This is a genomic window from Pseudomonas sp. LJDD11 (genome assembly GCF_024584215.1).
Classification (GTDB): Bacteria; Pseudomonadota; Gammaproteobacteria; order Pseudomonadales; family Pseudomonadaceae; genus Aquipseudomonas.
On the sequence record NZ_JANJFL010000031.1, the window covers coordinates 54,923 to 71,620 of the forward strand.

Below are 16,698 nucleotides of genomic sequence, written 5' to 3' on the forward strand. Positions count from 1 at the left end.
GCACCGGGCCCCGTAGCTGCTTAGCAGCGAAAAGGCTTCGCTGCTGAAGCAGCTCCTACGGAGGTCCGAGGGTATACAGGCAACCGGCCCCGAATGGGGGCCGGCCTGCCTGCCGGTTATTTGATAAACCGCACCTGGCTGTTGATCTTCTCGATCACCGAGCCTTTGCGCTCGTTGAAGCGGGCCTTGTTCTGTTCGAACAGGTTGTTGCCCTTGGTATCGATAGAGATGATCAACGGCCCGAACTCGCGTACACGGTTGACCCACAAGGTCTCGGGCATGCCGAGGTCTTGCCATTCGGCGCGCTCGATTTCTTCGACCTGGGTCGCGGCCAGTACTGCGCAGCCGCCAGGGAACACCGCATGCACGGCTTTGTTTTCCAGGCAGCCGGTGGTGGTTTCCGGGCCCATGCCGCCTTTGCCGACGATCAGTTTCACGCCGGTTTCTTCGATGAACTGCTTCTCGAATTTTTCCATCCGCATGCTGGTGGTCGGGCCGATGGAGACCATTTCAAAGCTGCCGTCGTCCTTGGTGCGCACGATCGGACCGGCGTGGAAAATCGCCCCACCGCGCAGGTCCACCGGCAGTTCACGCTTGAGCTCGATCAGGCGACGGTGCGCCACGTCACGGCAGGTGACCAGTTGCCCGGTGAGGTACACCACGTCGCCCACGTTCAGTTCTGCCAGGTCTTCATCACGGATCGGCGTAGAGAGGATCTTTTTCACAGGCGCGCTATTCACAGGACCACTCCTTCGTGGGACAGGATGTCGTAAGACAGGTCGGCATTGATGCGGATCTTGCCGCGGCGGTGTGCCCAGCATCCGGTGGACACGGCAACACCAATGGTCGATGGGTGGCGGGCGGAGGATTCGATGTTCACACCCATCACGCTGCTGTTGCCGGTCAGGCCCTGCGGGCCGATGCCGATTTCATTGAGGCCGTCTTCGAGCAGTTTTTCCATCAGTGCAGCGCTTTCGTTGGGGTGGCTGGAGTCCACTTCACGCAGGATCGCCCGCTTCGACAACCGCGCAGCGGTCTCGACCGAGGTCGAGACGCCCACGCCAACCAGCAACGGCGGACAGGCGTTGACGCCCCGAGAGGTGATCACGTCGAAGACAAATTCGGTCACGCCTTCGTAGCCCTGGCCCGGCATCAGCACCTTGGCCGAACCCGGCAGGGTGCAGCCGCCACCGGCCATGTACACGTCCACGATGGCGTGGTCGGCATCGGGGATGATTTCCCAGTCCAGCCACGGGATTTTCGAGCCGGTGTTGGTGCCGGTGTTTTTCTCGATAAAGGTTTCCACCGCGTTGTGGCGCAGCGGCCCTTGAATGGTCGCTTCCTTGGTGGCGTTTTCCAGAATGCCTTCCAGCTCGCTGAGCAACGGAAAGCGCGCACCAGCGGAGATAAAGTACTGGATCACCCCGGTGTCCTGGCAACTCGGACGGTTGAGCTTGTCGGCGTATTCCTGGTTGTCGGCCATCGAGTCGTATACAGCGATGGCCAGCGGGTTGGTTTCTGCGGCGCGCAGTTTGGCGGTTTTTTCTTTCACGTCTTTGGGCAGACGCTTGCCGATATAGGCGGTGAATTTCGCCATTACATCGGTCAGTGATTCCACGGCCAGTTGTTTATCCACGGTTTATCTCCTCACATCACAAGGCTGTCATTTCTGGTTTTTATTCATGAGTTCAGGCTGGCGGCGGTGCTGCCGCTGGTCACGCTGCCGGGTTCGGCATGCGGGCGCTTGGCCAGGCTCGGGGCGGCAGTGCTGGCTTCGGGTTCCAGCTCTGGTACGGGCTGGCCGTCGAGCACTTTGTTCATGCGCTCGTGGTCGAGGGCGCCGACCCACTTGGCGATGGCCATGGTGCCGACCGCATTGCCGATGGTGTTGGTGATGGCGCGGGCTTCGGACATGAAGCGGTCCACCCCCAGCAGCAGCACCATGCCGGCCACCGGAATGCTGCCCAGCGAGGCCAGGGTTGCCGCCAGGGTGATAAAGCCCGAGCCGGTGACGCCCGCCGAGCCTTTGGAGGTCAGCAGCAGCACGCCCAGTACGATCAACTGGTCGGTCAGCGACAGCGGTGTGTTGGTGGCCTGGGCGATGAAGATCGCCGCCATGGTGTAGTAGATGCACTGGCCGTCCGGGTTGAAGGTCAGCCCCGACGGGATTACCAGGCCAACCACTGGCCGCGACACGCCGACTTTCTCAAGCTTGGTCATCAGTTGCGGCACCACCGACTCCGACGAGCTGGTGCCCAGTACGGTGAACAGTTCCTCTTTGAGGTACTTGAGGAATTTCCACAGGCTAAAGCCCGACAGCCGGGCAATGAAGCCGAGCACGAAGACCACGAACAGGAAACAGGTGATGTACATGGTCGCCATCAGCTTGCCGAGCGACACGATCGAACCCAGGCCGTACTTGCCAACCGTGAACGCCATCGCGCCACAGGCGGCAATCGGGGCAACGCGCATCACCAGGCCGACGATGTAGAACATGCCATGGGAGAAGGTCTCCAGCATGTCCACGAACGGTTTGCCGCGTGGCCCAAGGTGCGACAGGGCGATACCGAACAGGGTCGAGAACAGCAGGATCTGCAGGATTTCATTCTTGGCAAAGGCGTCGGTCACGCTGGCCGGAATGATGTGCAGCAAGAAGTCGGTGAAGCTGCCCGAACCACTGGCCGCTGCGGCGGTGTAGCTGGAGATGCTCTTGATATCCAGCGTCGCGGGGTCAACGTTCATGCCCACACCGGGCTTGACGAAGTTGACCACGATCAGGCCCAGCACCAGGGCGAAGGTGGAGAGGATTTCGAAGTAGATCAGCGCCCGCATGCCGACGCGGCCAAGCTCCTTCATGTTGTCCATCTTGGCGATGCCAAGCACCACGGTGGCGAAGATGATCGGCGCGAAGACCATCTTGATCAGTTTGATGAACGCATCGCCCAGGGGCTTGAGATCGGTGCCGACCTGGGGCCAGAACACACCGATCAGCACACCGGCAGTCACACCGATCAATACCTGGATATACAGCTTGCTTAAGAGTCGTAAGACCATTGCCTTCTCCGCATTATTTTTGTGTCGGATGTACGGGCGGCCCGGTTATCCAGTGGCTGAGTCAGCGGCCACTAATAACCCGGATTTTTTGTGGTTAATCACGGGAGAGAAAGTTACTGGTTTTTCAGAAATGCGGTAATACAATGAAATTCACTTCATTGTTGCTTACAGGTTAATGATGAACCCGGTATCGGAACTCGGTTTTTTCACCCTGCTGGTCAAGCTCGGCAGCCTGGCCGCCACTGCCCGCGAGCTGAATCTCACCCCGCCAGCGGTTTCCAAACGTCTTGCCCAAATGGAATCGCGCCTCGGCGTGCGCCTGCTCAACCGCACCACGCGCAGCATCAGCCTGACCGCCGAGGGCGAGACGTATCTGGTCAACGCCCAGCGCATCCTTGGTGAAATCGAAGAGATGGAGCGCCAGGTGTCCAGCAGTCGGGCAGCGCCCAAGGGGCTGCTGCGGGTCAACGCGCCGTTGGGGTTTGGCCGTACCCATGTGGGGCCTGCGGTGTCCAGCTTTGCCAAGCGTTACCCGGAGGTCGAAGTGCAACTGCACCTGACCGACCGGCCCATTCACCTGCCCGATGACGCCATCGACGTGGCCGTTCGTTTCGGTGAATTGCCCGACTCACGGCTGATTGCACGCAAGATCGCCAGCAACCGCCGCCTGCTGTGTGCCGCACCGGAGTATCTGAAAGCCTGCGGCACGCCAGAAACGCCCAGAGACCTGGCGCAACACACCTGCATCGTGCTTCGCCAGAACGAGTCGGCCTTTGGCAGCTGGCGTTTGAGCCGGGGCAAGCACAGTGAATCGGTGAAAGTGCGCGGCAACCTGAGCACCAACGACGGTGAGGTGGCGCTGAACTGGGCACTGGATGGCCACGGCATTCTGATGCGTGCCGAATGGAACCTGGCCGACCATTTACGCAAAGGGCGGCTGGTGGAAGTGCTGCAAGAGTACGAAACACCGCCGGCCGATATCTACGCGGTGTACCTGGAACGGTTGAATCTGTCGGCCAAGGTGTCGTGCTTTATCGAGCACCTGCGTGAGTATTTCCAGCGCCGGGCCGGTGAGCCGGATGGCAGTTTGGGGGGATGGAGATGATCGCAGTAAGTCGTGCCAAAATAACAGGCACTACTCCGGATCGCTGGGAGATTCTATGGCCCCATACAAGCCCTAAGCAGTGTCGTTGGATGTGCCACAGCATTCGTCGGCTGAGCCGACTCCCACCGAGTTAGCGACGTGCTCAAGTAGTGGGCATTACGCCGGACAGGTGGGAGTTGGCTTGCCGACGAATACTGCTGTGCATCCACAACAGATACAGCGGTTTTACTGGCCCTATCGCTGTAGTCCGGCATTCCGGCAACTGGAGCGTCGGCCGGCCACTCCCACCGAGGCCGCCTCAGATCGGCATTAGCGCTACGGTGCGTTTAACGAGCCGCTTCGGCCGTAGGTGCGCGGGCAGCCTCGGCGGCCACCTCTTCCTCATGGTGCTCGCGCTCCAGGGTCGCCTGCACCAGTTCGTCGGTGACGCGAATTTCGGCACCCACCGGCGACATCTGCACGGTCGGCTCGAATGGTGCGGTCGGCGTGCAGGCCGGGTGGACCTTGCGCCGCCACAGGAAGAACAGCGCCATCAGGCTGTTGAGCGCTACAAACGACCAGAAGAAGCCGCTGTCGCCCATCTGTTTCATGGCCGGCGAGATGATCAACGGGCTGAGCGCCGAACCGACCGAGTTGATCAGCAGCATGCCCTGGATCACCCGCACCAGTTCATTGGACGCCACGTTGTCCGTGGCATGGGCGACCGCCACCGGGTACAGGGCGAACACCCCGCCCCCGAGCAGAAACAGCATGACGGCCAGCAGAATCATCGAGCTTGGCAACACCAGGATCAGCACCGACAGCACGGTACAGAAGGCGCTCAGGGCAATCAGCACCACCTGCCGGTCCTGGCGGTCGGACCAGCGGCCCACCGGGTACTGCAGCAGCATCGCGCCGCAGATCACGCAGGCCATCAGGTAACCGACCTGGGTGATGTCCATGCCGACCCGTTGCAGGTACACCGGCAACAGCGCGTACATGCCGGCGATGGTGATACCCGAACCAAAGGTGCCCATCACCCCGGTGGGGGTGATGCGCAGCAAGTCCTGGGGCATCAGCGGCTCGACGTTGCCCATTTCCGGGGTGTTGCGCGGCAGGATCACCATCGGCAGCACCGACAGCGAGGCGAGCATGCCGGCAATCATGAACGGAGCGGTGTCACCCAGGGCATTGATGACGCCCAATTGCATCTGGCCGAACATGCCCGCGCCATAGAACGAGATCATGTAGATCGCCAGCAGGCGGCCGCGCATTTTCTGGTCGCCCGACAGCAGCAGCCAGCTTTCCACGACCAGGAAGATACCGACGATGGCCAGGCCGTTGATCAGGCGAAACACCAGCCAGGCCCACGGATCGAAAATCAGCCCCTGCAGCAGGAAGGTCACTGCCGTCAGCGACGCGAAGCTGCTGTAGGCACGGATATGCCCGATACGCTCGATCAGGCGGTCGCCGAACAGCGCGCCGATGGCCAGGCCAAAGAAGTAACCGGAAGAGATGAAACCGATCAAGGTGTCCGACACACCGGCGGAATCGAGCCGCAAGGAGGTCAGGGAAGAGATGAATCCGTTACCGAGACTGACAATGAACAGCCCAAGCAATGGCCCCAGGACCAACGCCAACAATTTACGAGACACAACGCCCTCTGAGTTTTCAACAACCACAACGATGATGCGTGCAATTGTTTGACGGGCAGTCGGTTGGGTCCGTCCTGTCGACGATCTGGCAATTCAGCATCCGGAATTTGGCGCGGATTCTAAGGCGCGAATTAGACAAAAGATATAACGAACGGACGTGCGTAAAGGGACAATTTGTCGCAGGAAAGATTTGCCTTTTTAGTCAGCGATTTTTGATGTGAGAAAACGGGTGCGCTCGAAAAAAATACCATTGAGCAATGGAACTGCGCAGAACCAATACTCTCGCTGTGAATGTGCCATGGCATTCGTTGGCTGAGCTCACACCGGGCCTGCGTCAAGCTCAAGCAGCCGGCCCGACTCTGATCCGGTGGGAACCTGCTTGCAGGCGAAGGGGCCGGCAAGATCACTGAATCCGCTGTGTCAGAAGACTCATCAGATACAGGGCGAGACATCCTCCTTCTTGAGCAACATGCTCAGTTGCTGCGGCTCATGATGCACCAGCCCATTGGCTGACTCGCAGACCCGCTGGATGAAGTTGTCACTGAACAGCAGCTTGCCATGCACGAAGTGCTCGCCCGGCTTGAGGTTCGGGTTGTCGATACGGGTGCCCAGCCGTTTGGCCAGCCAGGTAGCGGCTTCGTTATGGCTGATCCAGCGTTCGCGCCTGATGCTTTCCAGTGCCTCGGCCGGCGCACCACCGGCGACCACAATCACCGGCACGTCACTGACCTCGGGCACCAAATCGTTATGACCCCATTTGCCGTCCTCGCCGAGCCGCTGGCCGTGGTCGCCGGTGATGATCAGGTAACGCTCGCCCTCCAGCCGGTCGAAGTCGGCCAGGATTTCACCCAGCAGGCCATCGAGGTAATGCACCGAGTTGTCGTAGGCGTTGGCCTGGCCGTTCGGGCCGCGGTCTGGCCAGGGGCGCGGGGTCTGTTCGTGGCGGTAGTTCTGCGCGTACGGCAGGTGCGCGGTGCGCAGGTTCATGACCACGAAGTTGCGCTCGGCCCAACGCTGTTGATCGAGGATGTCCAACAGCGCTTTGTCCTGACGTTGCAGAAAGCGCAGCGGGTGGTCTTCACGGGTGATCGACACGTCCAGGTAGCGGCTGCCCAGATGCGCCAGCAACTTGGATTCCTGGGACGAAATCCAGTGGGTACGAAACCCCGCCTCGCGGGCAAAACGGAACAGGTTGATCTGCCCGCTGCGCATCAGGTTGTCCTGGCCCGGCTCACGAATCGGATTGAGCAGGTACGGCAGGCTGACGTCAGTCGCGACCCCGGCGGAAACACCGGGACGCACCACCGCGTGCGGATTATTTTGCAGATAGGCATGCAGGTTCGGGGTGGTGTCGCGCTCATAGCCAAACACCCCCAGCCGGTCGCTGCGCAACGAGTCAGCCACCACCAGCCACACGTGTCTGGCGCTGGTTGGCACCGCGGTCATGCGATAGGGCGCGTAGGCCATTGGCGGCAGCACCGGCTCCGGGCGCAGCGCCAGCCGCACCGACCAGGCCGAAAAGGCATTGAGGCTGTTATGCAGGCCGCTGCGGCTGGCGCTGGCGGTGAACGAATCGAGATTGCGGTAGGTGGCACGGTAGGGTTTGGACAGCAACACCAACGCAATCAGCACCAGCGCCCAGCGGCTTGATGGCAACGCCACGCGGCCTGGCAAACGCAGGTGCAGCAGCAACAGCGCGGCATAGGGCAGCGCAACGCAGAGCAGCACCGGCCAATGCTGGCTGAAGCTGTGCAACGCCGCCTGCCGAACCTCGGCACCGTCACCCAGCATGGCCTGGATGTCGATGGCATTGAGCGGTTCACCGAAGAAACTGATATTGGCCAGTTGCAGGGTCTGCATGAACGCGAAAAGCAGCAAGATACCCGCCACCAGCCAGCGCAGGTTGCACAACCACAAGGCCAGGCTGAACACCCACAGACCGGCAACGAATGACGCCTCCAGCTCGGCGCGATTGTTCGCCGTGTACAGCTGTTGCAGAAAGTCGTCGGCCAGCAGCAACACGCAACTCAACGTGGCCAGCGCCAGCAGGGTCAGCCACGGCCGCACCCCGCTGTGCCGCGCGGGGCCAGAACGCATCAAGGTCAAAAGCATGGGAGGTCCTGGGTATCAGTGATCGTCGGGGCGTGCCCGGCGGCGGCCGGTGAGCATCGACAGCGGCAGGTTTTCGCGCAGCCGCAGGCTTTCCACTACGGCGGCCAGCAGATGCAGGCTGACCAGCCCGGCCAGGCTGTTGGCGATCCAGCGGTGCAGGTCTTCAGGCCAGTCCACGCCCCACAGGGCGTCGACTTCCTGCATCAGAAAGCCGGTCACGGCCAACCCGCCGAGCGCGATCATCATCAGCACCATGACCAGTGCCCCCAACGGTGAGTGGCCGAGACGGTGATGGTCACGGCCCTGACGCAGCGCACTGAGATGCGCGTGCAAGCGCGCCGGGGTCGGCCAGAAGTCGGCCCAGCGGGCGCTGCGCGGGCCTACAAAGCCCCACACCGTGCGCACCGCCAGCCAGCCGGCAACGTAATAGCCGAGCCAGACGTGCCAGCTGTCACCGGCTTCGTTGAAGAAATAGTTGGCGACGAACACCCCGGCCACCGAGAGGTGGAACACCCGCACTAAAGGGTCCCAAAGGCGGATCGTCGCCGCAGCCATCAGCCTTTGACCTCAGTCTTGACCGCCTTGCCGCTGACCGGGTCGTGGTAGATCTCGACCTTGCGTTTGTCTTTGTCGAAGCCGTAGATCTCGTAGCAGTTGCCGTCGGTGATCTTGAACTTGTTGATCTGGTAACCCTGCTCGCGCAGCTTGGCCTGGAACGCTTCGGCGTCCTGCCAGGTGGAGCGTTCGGCAGTGGTGCATTGCGGGCCGGCCATGGCACCGGCACTGACCAGCAACAGGGAAGGAAGCAGAGCAAAACGCAGCAGACGGGACATTGACAGCACCTCTTTTGGGATGGATGCCGCTACGGTGCCGCGCGAAGCTTAATGAAGCCTTAACGAGTAACGAGCTGTAACATTTGCTGACTGGCAGACGGCGTTTGAATCGCGATGATGGCCGGGCCGCAACCGGAGGACAGACCATGCGGGTATTGCTGGTAGAGGACGATCGCTCACTCGCGCAGGGCATCCGCGTCGCGCTGCGTGGCGAAGGCTATACCCTGGATTGGGTGGCCGATGGCGTGGAGGCTGAACACGCCCTGCACTGCGAACGCTTCGACCTGGTGTTGCTGGACCTGGGCCTGCCACGTCTCGATGGCATCAGCTTGCTGCGCAGTATTCGCGGGCAAAGCGAAGGCAGTGTCCCGGTGCTGATCCTCACTGCCCGCGATGCAATTGCCGACCGGATTCAAGGCCTGGATGCCGGGGCTGACGACTATCTGGTCAAGCCGGTAGACCTGGACGAACTCAAAGCCCGTATCCGCGCCCTGCTACGCCGCAGCCAGGGGCGCGCACAACCGCGTCTGGAATACGCAGGCGTCAGCCTCGACCCGGCCACCCAGCAGGTTTTTTACCAAGGCCACACGGTGCCGATGACGCCTATGGAATATCAACTGTTGCATCAGTTACTGGCCCGCCCCGGCGTGGTGGTCACCCGCGAGCGATTGAGCAGTACGCTCTATGGCTGGCAGGACAGCGGTCCGGGCAACACGCTCGAAGTGCTGATCCATAACCTGCGCAAGAAGCTCTACACGGGGCTGATTCGTACCGTGCGTGGCGTCGGCTATCTGGTGGAGCGCCAGCCGTGATTTCCATCCGCACGCGCATTCTGGCCCCAACCCTGTTGTTGATGATTGTCGGCAGCCTGACTCTCGCCTGGCTGGCTGTGCGCGACAGCCACCGGGAAATCGAAAACGTTTATGACGCACAACTGGTGCAGGCCGCACGGTTGCTGCAAGGCGTACTGCAGCAAGCGCCGCCCCAGCGTGACTGGCCAGCCTTGCAAGAGGCGCTGGAGACGGCGCTGAACCGCTCAGGCCAGGGCATTCTGTCCCACCCTTACGAGATGAATCTGGCCTTCCAGATCTGGGCCGCTGATCAATCGCTGCTGGTGCGCTCCGAAACCGCCCCGGTCATCGAAGACGTACCGGCGCCCGGCCTGCATGACCTGATGTATCAGGGCCAGGACTGGTGTGGCGTACTGCTGGAAGACAAGACCCTGGGTATCCGCATCTGGGTCGGGGAGCGCGATGACTTGCGTCAGGACCTGATCCAGAAAATCGTCCACCACACCTTGCTGCCGATGCTGCTTGGCCTGCCGGTGCTGACCCTGCTGATCTGGGCACTGCTGGGCTGGGGGCTGCGCCCGTTGCAACGCCTGGCCCGGCAGTTGCGCAACCGCCCGCACAGCAGCCTCGACCCGCTGCCTGACGAACCGCAACCGCCGGAGCTGGAGCCGATGCGCTCGGCACTCGACCACCTGCTTGAGCAATTGCGCGCCATGCTCGATCGCGAGCGACGCTTCATCGCCGATGCCGCCCACGAACTGCGCACGCCGCTGGCGATCCTCGACATCCACGTACGTAACGCACAGCAGGCCAGTGACCCGCAAGAACGCGCCGAAGCCCTGGCCTTTCTGCAACAGGGCGTTGGCCGCATGACCCGTATCGCCAGCCAGTTGCTGACCATGGCCCGTCTGGAGCCGGGTATTCAGGAAAACCGAGCACTGAACCTCACCGAACTGATGCGCGAAGAACTCGCCGAACTCACCCCGCTGGCGTTGCGCAAAGACGTTGAACTGGTGCTCGACAGTACAGACGATTGCCAACTGAACAGCGAGCCGGCCTCACTGAGCATCATGCTGCAAAACCTGATCAGCAACGCCCTGACCTTCTCCCCGGCCGGCAGCGAAGTGCGCGTGCACCTGAGCCGTAACAGCGCCAGCCAGATGCGCATGCAGGTGCTCGATCAAGGCCCGGGGGTGAGTGAAGAAGCACTGCAGCGCTTGTGCGACCGCTTTTACAGCGCCCACAACCCCGAAGGTGCCGGGCTGGGGCTGGCGATCGTCGAGATGATCTGCCGCCGCCTGGGGTTGACCCTGAACTTTGCCAACCGGCCACAGGGCGGGTTTTGCGTGGAAGTGCTGATTCCGGTCGGGGGCTCGTAGGAGCGGATTTATCCGCGAAGCACTTCGCGGCTCGAGCCTACTCGTAATGCCGATCAGTTAAGGTATGCGCGGTCCTGTAGGGCTCTATGGTTTTGTGCAAGACCATCGCTTTCGTTGTGGATGTGCCGATGCATTCGTTGGCAAAGCCAACTCCCACCGGGACCGAGCAAGGTTCGATAATTTTTTATCTGAGGCGATGATTCCGTGGTCCATGTCGTGAATACGTGACAACACAGATGCGATGTAACGTATACGCAACGTGCTGCGGACTCAAAAGCCAGCCGCCAGATGGTCAGCCGATCACGCCATGGAAGCAGGTGACACTCCCCGCCCCTTCAGCACCTTCACTATTGCGACCAGCAACACCAACGCCAATACCACGCACAGCAGGTTACTGCCCTGCCAGCCCAGGCTGCTCAGCAACAGCGCTGGCGCGAAGGCACCTGCCGTGGCAAAGATGGCGATCAACAGATCGTTTTGGCCCTGCACCTTGAATGTCTGTCCATGTCCCTCAAGCAGTTGGGCCAATAGCGCCCCGCCACCGACGTAAGTCAGGTTCCAGCCAAGGCCGAGGATGATCAGCGCACTGCTCATCGCCCAGTATCCATGGGCAATCATATTGAGCAGCGCGCAGCCGGCCAGCATCAGCAACCCCAGGCACAAGGTGGTGCGCAGCCCCAGCCGCTCGATGAGCACGCCGGTGAAGAACGACGGGGCGAACATGGCGATCACATGCCACTGGATGGCCAGGCGCATGGCGGTGAAGTCTTCGTGCATGTGCTGCATGTGCAGCGAGGCCTGGATCATCAGCAGGTTCATGATGAAATAACTCAGCGCAGCCACCGCCATGGCCAGCATGATCGGTGCGCTGGGCAGCGATAACAGGCTGGCCCGTGCCAGGGATGGCTTGGCCACGGGCGCGGGAGTCTCCGGCAGGCACAGGGTCACCAGCGCAGCGAATATCGCAAGACCGATGAACGCGGCATAGCACAGGGAAAACGCCTGATAGGCACCGGCTTCGCGCAGTACTTGCGTGAGGGTCGGCCCAACCACGGCGGCGATTATACCACCGGCCACCACCAGCGAAATGGCCTTGGGTTTGAGGCCGGGTTCCAGGTTGTCAGTGGCCGCGAAGCGGTTGAAGTTGGCAAAGGCCACATAGATACCCAGCGCCGCGTGGCTGGTGATCAACAACCCAAAGCTCTGCTGCACCACCGCCAGATAGCCGCTGATACCGGCCAGTGCCAACGGCACACACCCCAACAGAAACGACCGCTTGCGCCCCAACCGGCTCATCAGCCATGAAGCCGGGTAGGTGGCGAGCATCAGCAGCAGAAACTGAAAACCGTAGGGTACGGTGGACAGTGCCGGGGTCGGCGCCAGCGCGGCGCCCACTGTGGCAGCCATGGTCACCGACATCACTGCGGCGGTGAGGTTGATCGATTGGGCGGTGAAGTACAGCCAGGTTGTGCGGGGCAATCGGCTCATTGTTTGGCTCGTCGGTTCGGGTGGGGCCAGACTGCGATAGTGCACCCTGCCAAACCGACATACGCGCACAGTCGACACGCTTTGTAACGAACTGTTAGGCTAATTTTTCTAACAGTTCGCCAGGGCAGGCCGTGACCGTAAATCTTTTCCATGCCGCACTGAAACGACGCCTGGAGGCCGGTGAATGGACCGCCGGGCAACGCCTGCCGTCGATCCGCAAGTTCGTGGCCGAGCGGGCGGCCAGTTATCACCAGGCCGTTTCAGCCTGTACTCAACTGGTCAGCGAAGGCTGGCTGATCGCGCAACCGGGCCGTGGCTATTTCGTCGCGCCCAGCGTGCATGCCCGGCCACCGCAAGCAGAACCTGAGAGCATGGCCGGCGATCCGCTGTTCAACCTGCTACAGGGAGGTCCGCACCTCACCAAGCTTGGGTGTGGCTGGCTGCCCTCGGCCTGGAAAGACACCGAGCTGCTGACCAAGGCCATACGCCGCACCGCGCGGCTGGAGCAAAGCTCGCTGGTTGAGTACGGCGACATTTGCGGCCACCCGGCACTGCGTCAGCAACTGTGTGTGCACATAAAACGCCTGACCCGCATCGATCCGCGCCCTGGCCAGATCCTCACCACCCTGGGCGCGACCCACGCGCTGGATCTGGTGGCCCGGCTATTGATCAAGCCAGGCGATGCGGTGTTCGTCGACGAGCCCTGCAATGGCAACCTGATTCGCCTGCTCCAGCTGGCCGGTGCCGAGGTGCTCGGCATTCGCCGCACGCCACAGGGCCCGGACATCACCGAGATGGAAAGTCACCTGGCACGGCAGCCGGTCAGGGCCTTTTTTTGCAACAGCACCTTCCATAACCCCACCGGCGGCAACATCACCCCGAACAACGCCTTCAATGTGCTGCGCCTGGCGATCAAGCACGATTTTCATATCGTCGAGGACGACGTCTATGGCGACTTCAGCCCCACCCCCCGGCAGACCTTCGCCGAGCTGGACAACCTACAGCGGGTGATCTACATCGGCAGCTTTTCCAAGTGCCTGTCAGCCTCGCTCAGGGTCGGCTACATCGCCTGCCCGCCCGCGCTGGTCGAGCCGCTGACCCGCCTGAAGATGCTGACCTGCGTGGCCGTACCGGCATTCTGCGAGCGCTTCGTCAACACCATCCTTGCCGACGGCACCTACGCCGGGCACATGAAGCAGATCCGCCAGAAACTCATCGAACAGCAGAACAAGACCCAGCGCACCCTGAGCAAACTCGGCTGGCAGTTCGAGATAACCCCAGAGAGCGGCATGTTTGTCTGGGCGCAGCACCCTGACATTGCCGATCAACAGCCCTTCATCGACCGGCTGGCCCGCCACAATATCGTGCTGATGCCCGGCTCGGCGTTTGCCGTCAGCCGCGATTACCGGGCCATGCTGCGGATTAACTGCACGCATTTCAGTGCCGGGCTGAGCGCACATTTCAGGGTCTGAGACGGTCCTGAATCACCGCTTGCCTTGCTCGTCTGTCTTATCAACACATCAACACTGGAACGCACTCGACATGGACTGTATCCCGACCTTCACCACCGAGCGCCTGATCCTCACGCCGTTGCAGCTTGAGGATGCCGCGGATATCCAGCAGTTGTTCCCGCACTGGGAAGTGGTGCGCTATCTCGCTCATCTGGTGCCCTGGCCCTACCCTGCCGACGGCGCGCTGACTCATGTACGCGAGCGTTCGCTACCGGCCATCGCCAAGGGCACCGAGTGGCACTGGATGGTGCGTCTTAAAGCCTCCGGGCAAAGCATCGGCAGCATTTCCCTGTATGACACACCGGGCAACAACCGTGGCTTCTGGCTGGCGCCGGCGTGGCAAGGTCTGGGCTATATGAGCGAGGCCTGTGAGGTCATCAACCGCTACTGGTTCGAGACCCTCGAGCGGCCGCTGATGCAGGTGCCCAAGGCGCTGGACAACCAGGCCTCGCGGCGGATTTCCGAGCGCGAAGGCATGCGCCTGGTGGAGGTGCAGAAAGGCCGCTTCGTGTGTGGCGAGATGGACAAGCAGATCTGGGAATTACGCCGCGAACAGTGGCAGGCCAACCAAGGCGTCTGATCAAAGTATCGGGTCCCAACGCTGCGACCAGTCCGGGTCATTGCGCACCAGCTCACGCAGCAGGCCAAAGGCTTGCTGCAACGGCGCCGAATCGCGCTCGCGCGAATACACCAGCCAGGTCGGGTAACTGAACTCCGGTGCGCGAGGCACCCGGTGCAGCACGCCCTTGTCGAGATAACTCTGCACCACCCGGGTACGGAAATAACCCGAGCCGCCGTGTTCCAGCAGGTACTGCAAGGCCAGCGGCCCGAGGTTGAACGACACCGCCGCGCGGGCCTTGTCGGGCAAGGCAGTGTCGTGTTGCTGCCGAAACGCCTCGCCCCAGTCGATATACACATAAGGCTCTGGGTTATTCGCTGCCACCAGAATCAGCTTCTCTTCCAGTAGTTGTTCGACCTGCAAGCCCGGCCAGTAATGCGGCTGATAGACCAGCGCCGCATCCAGCACGCCGATTTCCAGCTGCCGCAGCAGGTAGGCCGCATCATGCACCTGGGCATGCACCGCGTGGTCACCAATGTGCTGGCGAATCAGCCCGACCCAGCGCAGCATCAGCGGGTTGCACAGGCTGACCTCGCCGCCGATGCGCAGCACCTGATTGAAGCCTTCGGGCAACGGCAGATTGCGCTGCGCCGCTTCCCAGGTCTGCACCACCTGATTGGCATACACCACAAACGCCTCACCATCGGCCGTCAGCCGTGCACCGGCGCGGTTGCGGATGAACAGCGTGCAATTGAGATGGCTTTCGAGCTTCTGCACCCGTGCGGTGATGGCCGTCTGGGTGATGTGCAAACGCTCGGCGGCAGCGACAAAACTGCCGTGCCGAGCGATGGCCAGAAAAGTGCGGGTCAGGTCGATATCCATATGCAACCACTGAGCTGACGAAAGACGCATTCTGACAGGCCAATGGCGCCATTAATATCAACAGAAGTTGATTGATAGCTCATTATTATTGATTGGATGAATGCAAACGGACGTAGCACACTGCTGGTGAAGGGTGCCTCTAAAAACGTAGGCGAGGCAGGCAGCGCTAGGCGGAATCAGGCTAAAAAGCGGAGTTTACATATTGTAAATGAGCATTTTTAGCTTGATTTCAACAACGCGATGGCCACGCAGGTAGTTTTTAGAGGTGCCCTCAAGCCAACCGCTTTCCTCCATCTAGGGATGGATGCTCCAAATGTGCCTCGCAGGGCACCCCTTCAGGCTCTCCTCTGATCAGGAGAGCCTTTTTTATGGGCGAACAAAAAGGCGTTTTTCGGGTCTATCGGGCCCCAAGGAAGAACGATGCGCCTGCTCTCGACCCTACCGTTCAAAGTCACTGCCGCCATGATGCTCACCGCCGTGCTCGGCGGCTGCTCCGGCTATCACTACAAGGATTACCAGGGTGACTGGGCGCCAGAGCAGATGACGCCTTACGACCTGTCCAATAACGCACCGGATGCCCCGGTGGTGTACTTCGCCACGGTTCGCTACCGCGACCTGGGCATCCCCTTCCACCGCCTGCTGCTGGCTACCCACGTCGACGATCAGCTACTCGAAGGCGCCGGCCGCGCCTCGATTCTCGACGTCTCCGGCAAACAGGCACTCAAACTCACACCGGGCAAGCACTCGCTGCGCTGGTGCTGGACATCCATGAATGCACTGGGCACCGGCGGCGCCCAGTGCAACCTGGAAGCCCGGGACGTGGAGTTCAAAGCCGGCAAACGCTACATCGTCGACTTCCAGAACAGCACCCGCATTGTCGGCGCTCCCGGACGCGAATCGATGCGCATCCATATCAAGAGCACAATCCGCGACCTGGACAGCGACGAAGTGGTTTACCCGGTGTTTGGCAGCGGGCAGGAGTTGATTCCGCGCACCTGAGGTTGACATCCTCCCCGGCCTGAAGGCCGGAGATTCCTACGGCGCTCAGGCGCGGCATCGAGCCGCCCCCGAGTCGCTTCGGTGGGTTCCTGCTGCTGGCGCCATGACCTCTGCGCTCACTTCACAGGCTAACCGGGCGTGTCCCGCCCTTAGTACATTGATCGCCCCGACCACATCGGCGTTGCCTTCAAAACCACATCCCACGCACCTGAACAGCGCCTGCGTCTGGCGGTTGGCCGCCGACACATGGCCGCAACACGGGCACGTGCGGCTGGTATTTTGCGGCGGCACGGCAATCAGCCAGCCGCCGCGCCACGCCAGCTTGTAGTCCAGTTGGCGGCGGAACTCGAA

Annotated in this window: 16 protein-coding genes; 6 read left to right on the plus strand and 10 right to left on the minus strand. The window is 61.4% G+C overall.

Features of this window, described 5'->3' with window-relative positions; genetic code table 11:
* Positions 1 to 116: 116 nt before the first annotated feature.
* From ttdB to NRB16_RS25650, 3 genes are read right to left on the minus strand one after another with little or no spacing between them, the layout of a single operon-like run.
* Positions 117 to 725, minus strand: a complete 609-nt coding sequence (gene ttdB, locus NRB16_RS25640) for a L(+)-tartrate dehydratase subunit beta (RefSeq protein ID WP_045493943.1) — start codon at positions 723 to 725, stop codon at positions 117 to 119.
* 11 nt (positions 726 to 736) lie between these two features.
* Positions 737 to 1,636: a L(+)-tartrate dehydratase subunit alpha gene (gene ttdA, locus NRB16_RS25645; protein ID WP_084709880.1), complete on the minus strand. Its 900-nt coding sequence runs from the start codon at positions 1,634 to 1,636 to the stop codon at positions 737 to 739.
* Positions 1,637 to 1,680: 44 nt separating this feature from the next.
* A complete protein-coding gene (locus NRB16_RS25650; protein WP_253139999.1) occupies positions 1,681 to 3,054 on the minus strand; it encodes a dicarboxylate/amino acid:cation symporter in 1,374 nt (457 codons plus the stop codon).
* Positions 3,055 to 3,232: 178 nt separating this feature from the next.
* Between NRB16_RS25650 and NRB16_RS25655 the strand changes: the two genes are divergently transcribed.
* Positions 3,233 to 4,159, plus strand: a complete 927-nt coding sequence (locus tag NRB16_RS25655) for a LysR family transcriptional regulator (RefSeq protein WP_045484600.1) — start codon at positions 3,233 to 3,235, stop codon at positions 4,157 to 4,159.
* A gap of 326 nt (positions 4,160 to 4,485) precedes the next feature.
* Here NRB16_RS25655 and NRB16_RS25660 read toward each other — a convergent pair whose 3' ends face one another.
* From NRB16_RS25660 to NRB16_RS25675, 4 genes are all read right to left on the minus strand, one after another.
* Positions 4,486 to 5,793 (minus strand): MFS transporter, encoded by a 1,308-nt coding sequence (locus tag NRB16_RS25660; RefSeq protein ID WP_045484603.1) that lies wholly within the window; start codon positions 5,791 to 5,793, stop codon positions 4,486 to 4,488.
* Positions 5,794 to 6,225: 432 nt separating this feature from the next.
* Positions 6,226 to 7,905 carry a phosphoethanolamine transferase gene (locus NRB16_RS25665; protein ID WP_257107272.1) on the minus strand — a complete coding sequence of 560 codons (1,680 nt, stop codon included), beginning with the start codon at positions 7,903 to 7,905 and terminating at the stop codon, positions 6,226 to 6,228.
* A gap of 15 nt (positions 7,906 to 7,920) precedes the next feature.
* Positions 7,921 to 8,460: a cytochrome b/b6 domain-containing protein gene (locus NRB16_RS25670; protein WP_253139978.1), complete on the minus strand. Its 540-nt coding sequence runs from the start codon at positions 8,458 to 8,460 to the stop codon at positions 7,921 to 7,923.
* Positions 8,460 to 8,726, minus strand: coding sequence for a PepSY domain-containing protein (locus NRB16_RS25675; RefSeq protein ID WP_045493955.1), 267 nt, complete (start codon positions 8,724 to 8,726; stop codon positions 8,460 to 8,462). The genes NRB16_RS25670 and NRB16_RS25675 overlap by 1 nt, the downstream gene beginning before the upstream one ends.
* Before the next feature lie 158 nt (positions 8,727 to 8,884).
* Here NRB16_RS25675 and NRB16_RS25680 point away from each other — a divergent pair, with 158 nt between their 5' ends.
* Together NRB16_RS25680 and NRB16_RS25685 are read left to right on the plus strand one after the other, a co-directional pair.
* Positions 8,885 to 9,550 (plus strand): response regulator, encoded by a 666-nt coding sequence (locus tag NRB16_RS25680; RefSeq protein ID WP_257107273.1) that lies wholly within the window; start codon positions 8,885 to 8,887, stop codon positions 9,548 to 9,550.
* Positions 9,547 to 10,908, plus strand: a complete 1,362-nt coding sequence (locus NRB16_RS25685) for a sensor histidine kinase (RefSeq protein ID WP_045484644.1) — start codon at positions 9,547 to 9,549, stop codon at positions 10,906 to 10,908. The genes NRB16_RS25680 and NRB16_RS25685 overlap by 4 nt, the downstream gene beginning before the upstream one ends.
* Before the next feature lie 300 nt (positions 10,909 to 11,208).
* On the opposite strand, the gene NRB16_RS25690 is transcribed toward NRB16_RS25685, so the two are convergent.
* Positions 11,209 to 12,396: an MFS transporter gene (locus tag NRB16_RS25690; protein WP_257107274.1), complete on the minus strand. Its 1,188-nt coding sequence runs from the start codon at positions 12,394 to 12,396 to the stop codon at positions 11,209 to 11,211.
* A 131-nt stretch (positions 12,397 to 12,527) separates the two neighbouring features.
* Here NRB16_RS25690 and NRB16_RS25695 point away from each other — a divergent pair, with 131 nt between their 5' ends.
* Positions 12,528 to 13,868, plus strand: coding sequence for a PLP-dependent aminotransferase family protein (locus tag NRB16_RS25695; RefSeq protein WP_045484649.1), 1,341 nt, complete (start codon positions 12,528 to 12,530; stop codon positions 13,866 to 13,868).
* A gap of 70 nt (positions 13,869 to 13,938) precedes the next feature.
* Entirely contained in the window at positions 13,939 to 14,487 is a 549-nt protein-coding gene (locus NRB16_RS25700; RefSeq protein ID WP_045484651.1) for a GNAT family N-acetyltransferase, read from the plus strand.
* Here the strand turns inward: NRB16_RS25700 and NRB16_RS25705 are convergent, their stop codons facing one another.
* Positions 14,488 to 15,348 (minus strand): LysR family transcriptional regulator, encoded by an 861-nt coding sequence (locus NRB16_RS25705; RefSeq protein ID WP_045484653.1) that lies wholly within the window; start codon positions 15,346 to 15,348, stop codon positions 14,488 to 14,490.
* A gap of 420 nt (positions 15,349 to 15,768) precedes the next feature.
* Between NRB16_RS25705 and NRB16_RS25710 the strand changes: the two genes are divergently transcribed.
* Positions 15,769 to 16,347 carry a hypothetical protein gene (locus tag NRB16_RS25710; protein ID WP_257107275.1) on the plus strand — a complete coding sequence of 193 codons (579 nt, stop codon included), beginning with the start codon at positions 15,769 to 15,771 and terminating at the stop codon, positions 16,345 to 16,347.
* A gap of 45 nt (positions 16,348 to 16,392) precedes the next feature.
* On the opposite strand, the gene NRB16_RS25715 is transcribed toward NRB16_RS25710, so the two are convergent.
* Positions 16,393 to 16,698: transposase (locus NRB16_RS25715; protein ID WP_257107276.1), on the minus strand; the 306-nt coding region annotated here is incomplete at its 5' end.

Excerpts from the sequence above, each read along its gene's own strand:
- NRB16_RS25650 (WP_253139999.1), bottom strand. The coding sequence starts at position 3,054 with ATGGTCTTACGACTCTTAAGCAAGCTGTATATCCAGGTATTGATCGGT.
- NRB16_RS25655 (WP_045484600.1), top strand. The coding sequence starts at position 3,233 with ATGAACCCGGTATCGGAACTCGGTTTTTTCACCCTGCTGGTCAAGCTC.
- NRB16_RS25665 (WP_257107272.1), bottom strand. The coding sequence starts at position 7,905 with ATGCTTTTGACCTTGATGCGTTCTGGCCCCGCGCGGCACAGCGGGGTG.
- NRB16_RS25670 (WP_253139978.1), bottom strand. The coding sequence starts at position 8,460 with ATGGCTGCGGCGACGATCCGCCTTTGGGACCCTTTAGTGCGGGTGTTC.
- NRB16_RS25680 (WP_257107273.1), top strand. The coding sequence starts at position 8,885 with ATGCGGGTATTGCTGGTAGAGGACGATCGCTCACTCGCGCAGGGCATC.
- NRB16_RS25690 (WP_257107274.1), bottom strand. The coding sequence starts at position 12,396 with ATGAGCCGATTGCCCCGCACAACCTGGCTGTACTTCACCGCCCAATCG.
- NRB16_RS25700 (WP_045484651.1), top strand. The coding sequence starts at position 13,939 with ATGGACTGTATCCCGACCTTCACCACCGAGCGCCTGATCCTCACGCCG.
- NRB16_RS25705 (WP_045484653.1), bottom strand. The coding sequence starts at position 15,348 with ATGGATATCGACCTGACCCGCACTTTTCTGGCCATCGCTCGGCACGGC.
- NRB16_RS25710 (WP_257107275.1), top strand. The coding sequence starts at position 15,769 with ATGCGCCTGCTCTCGACCCTACCGTTCAAAGTCACTGCCGCCATGATG.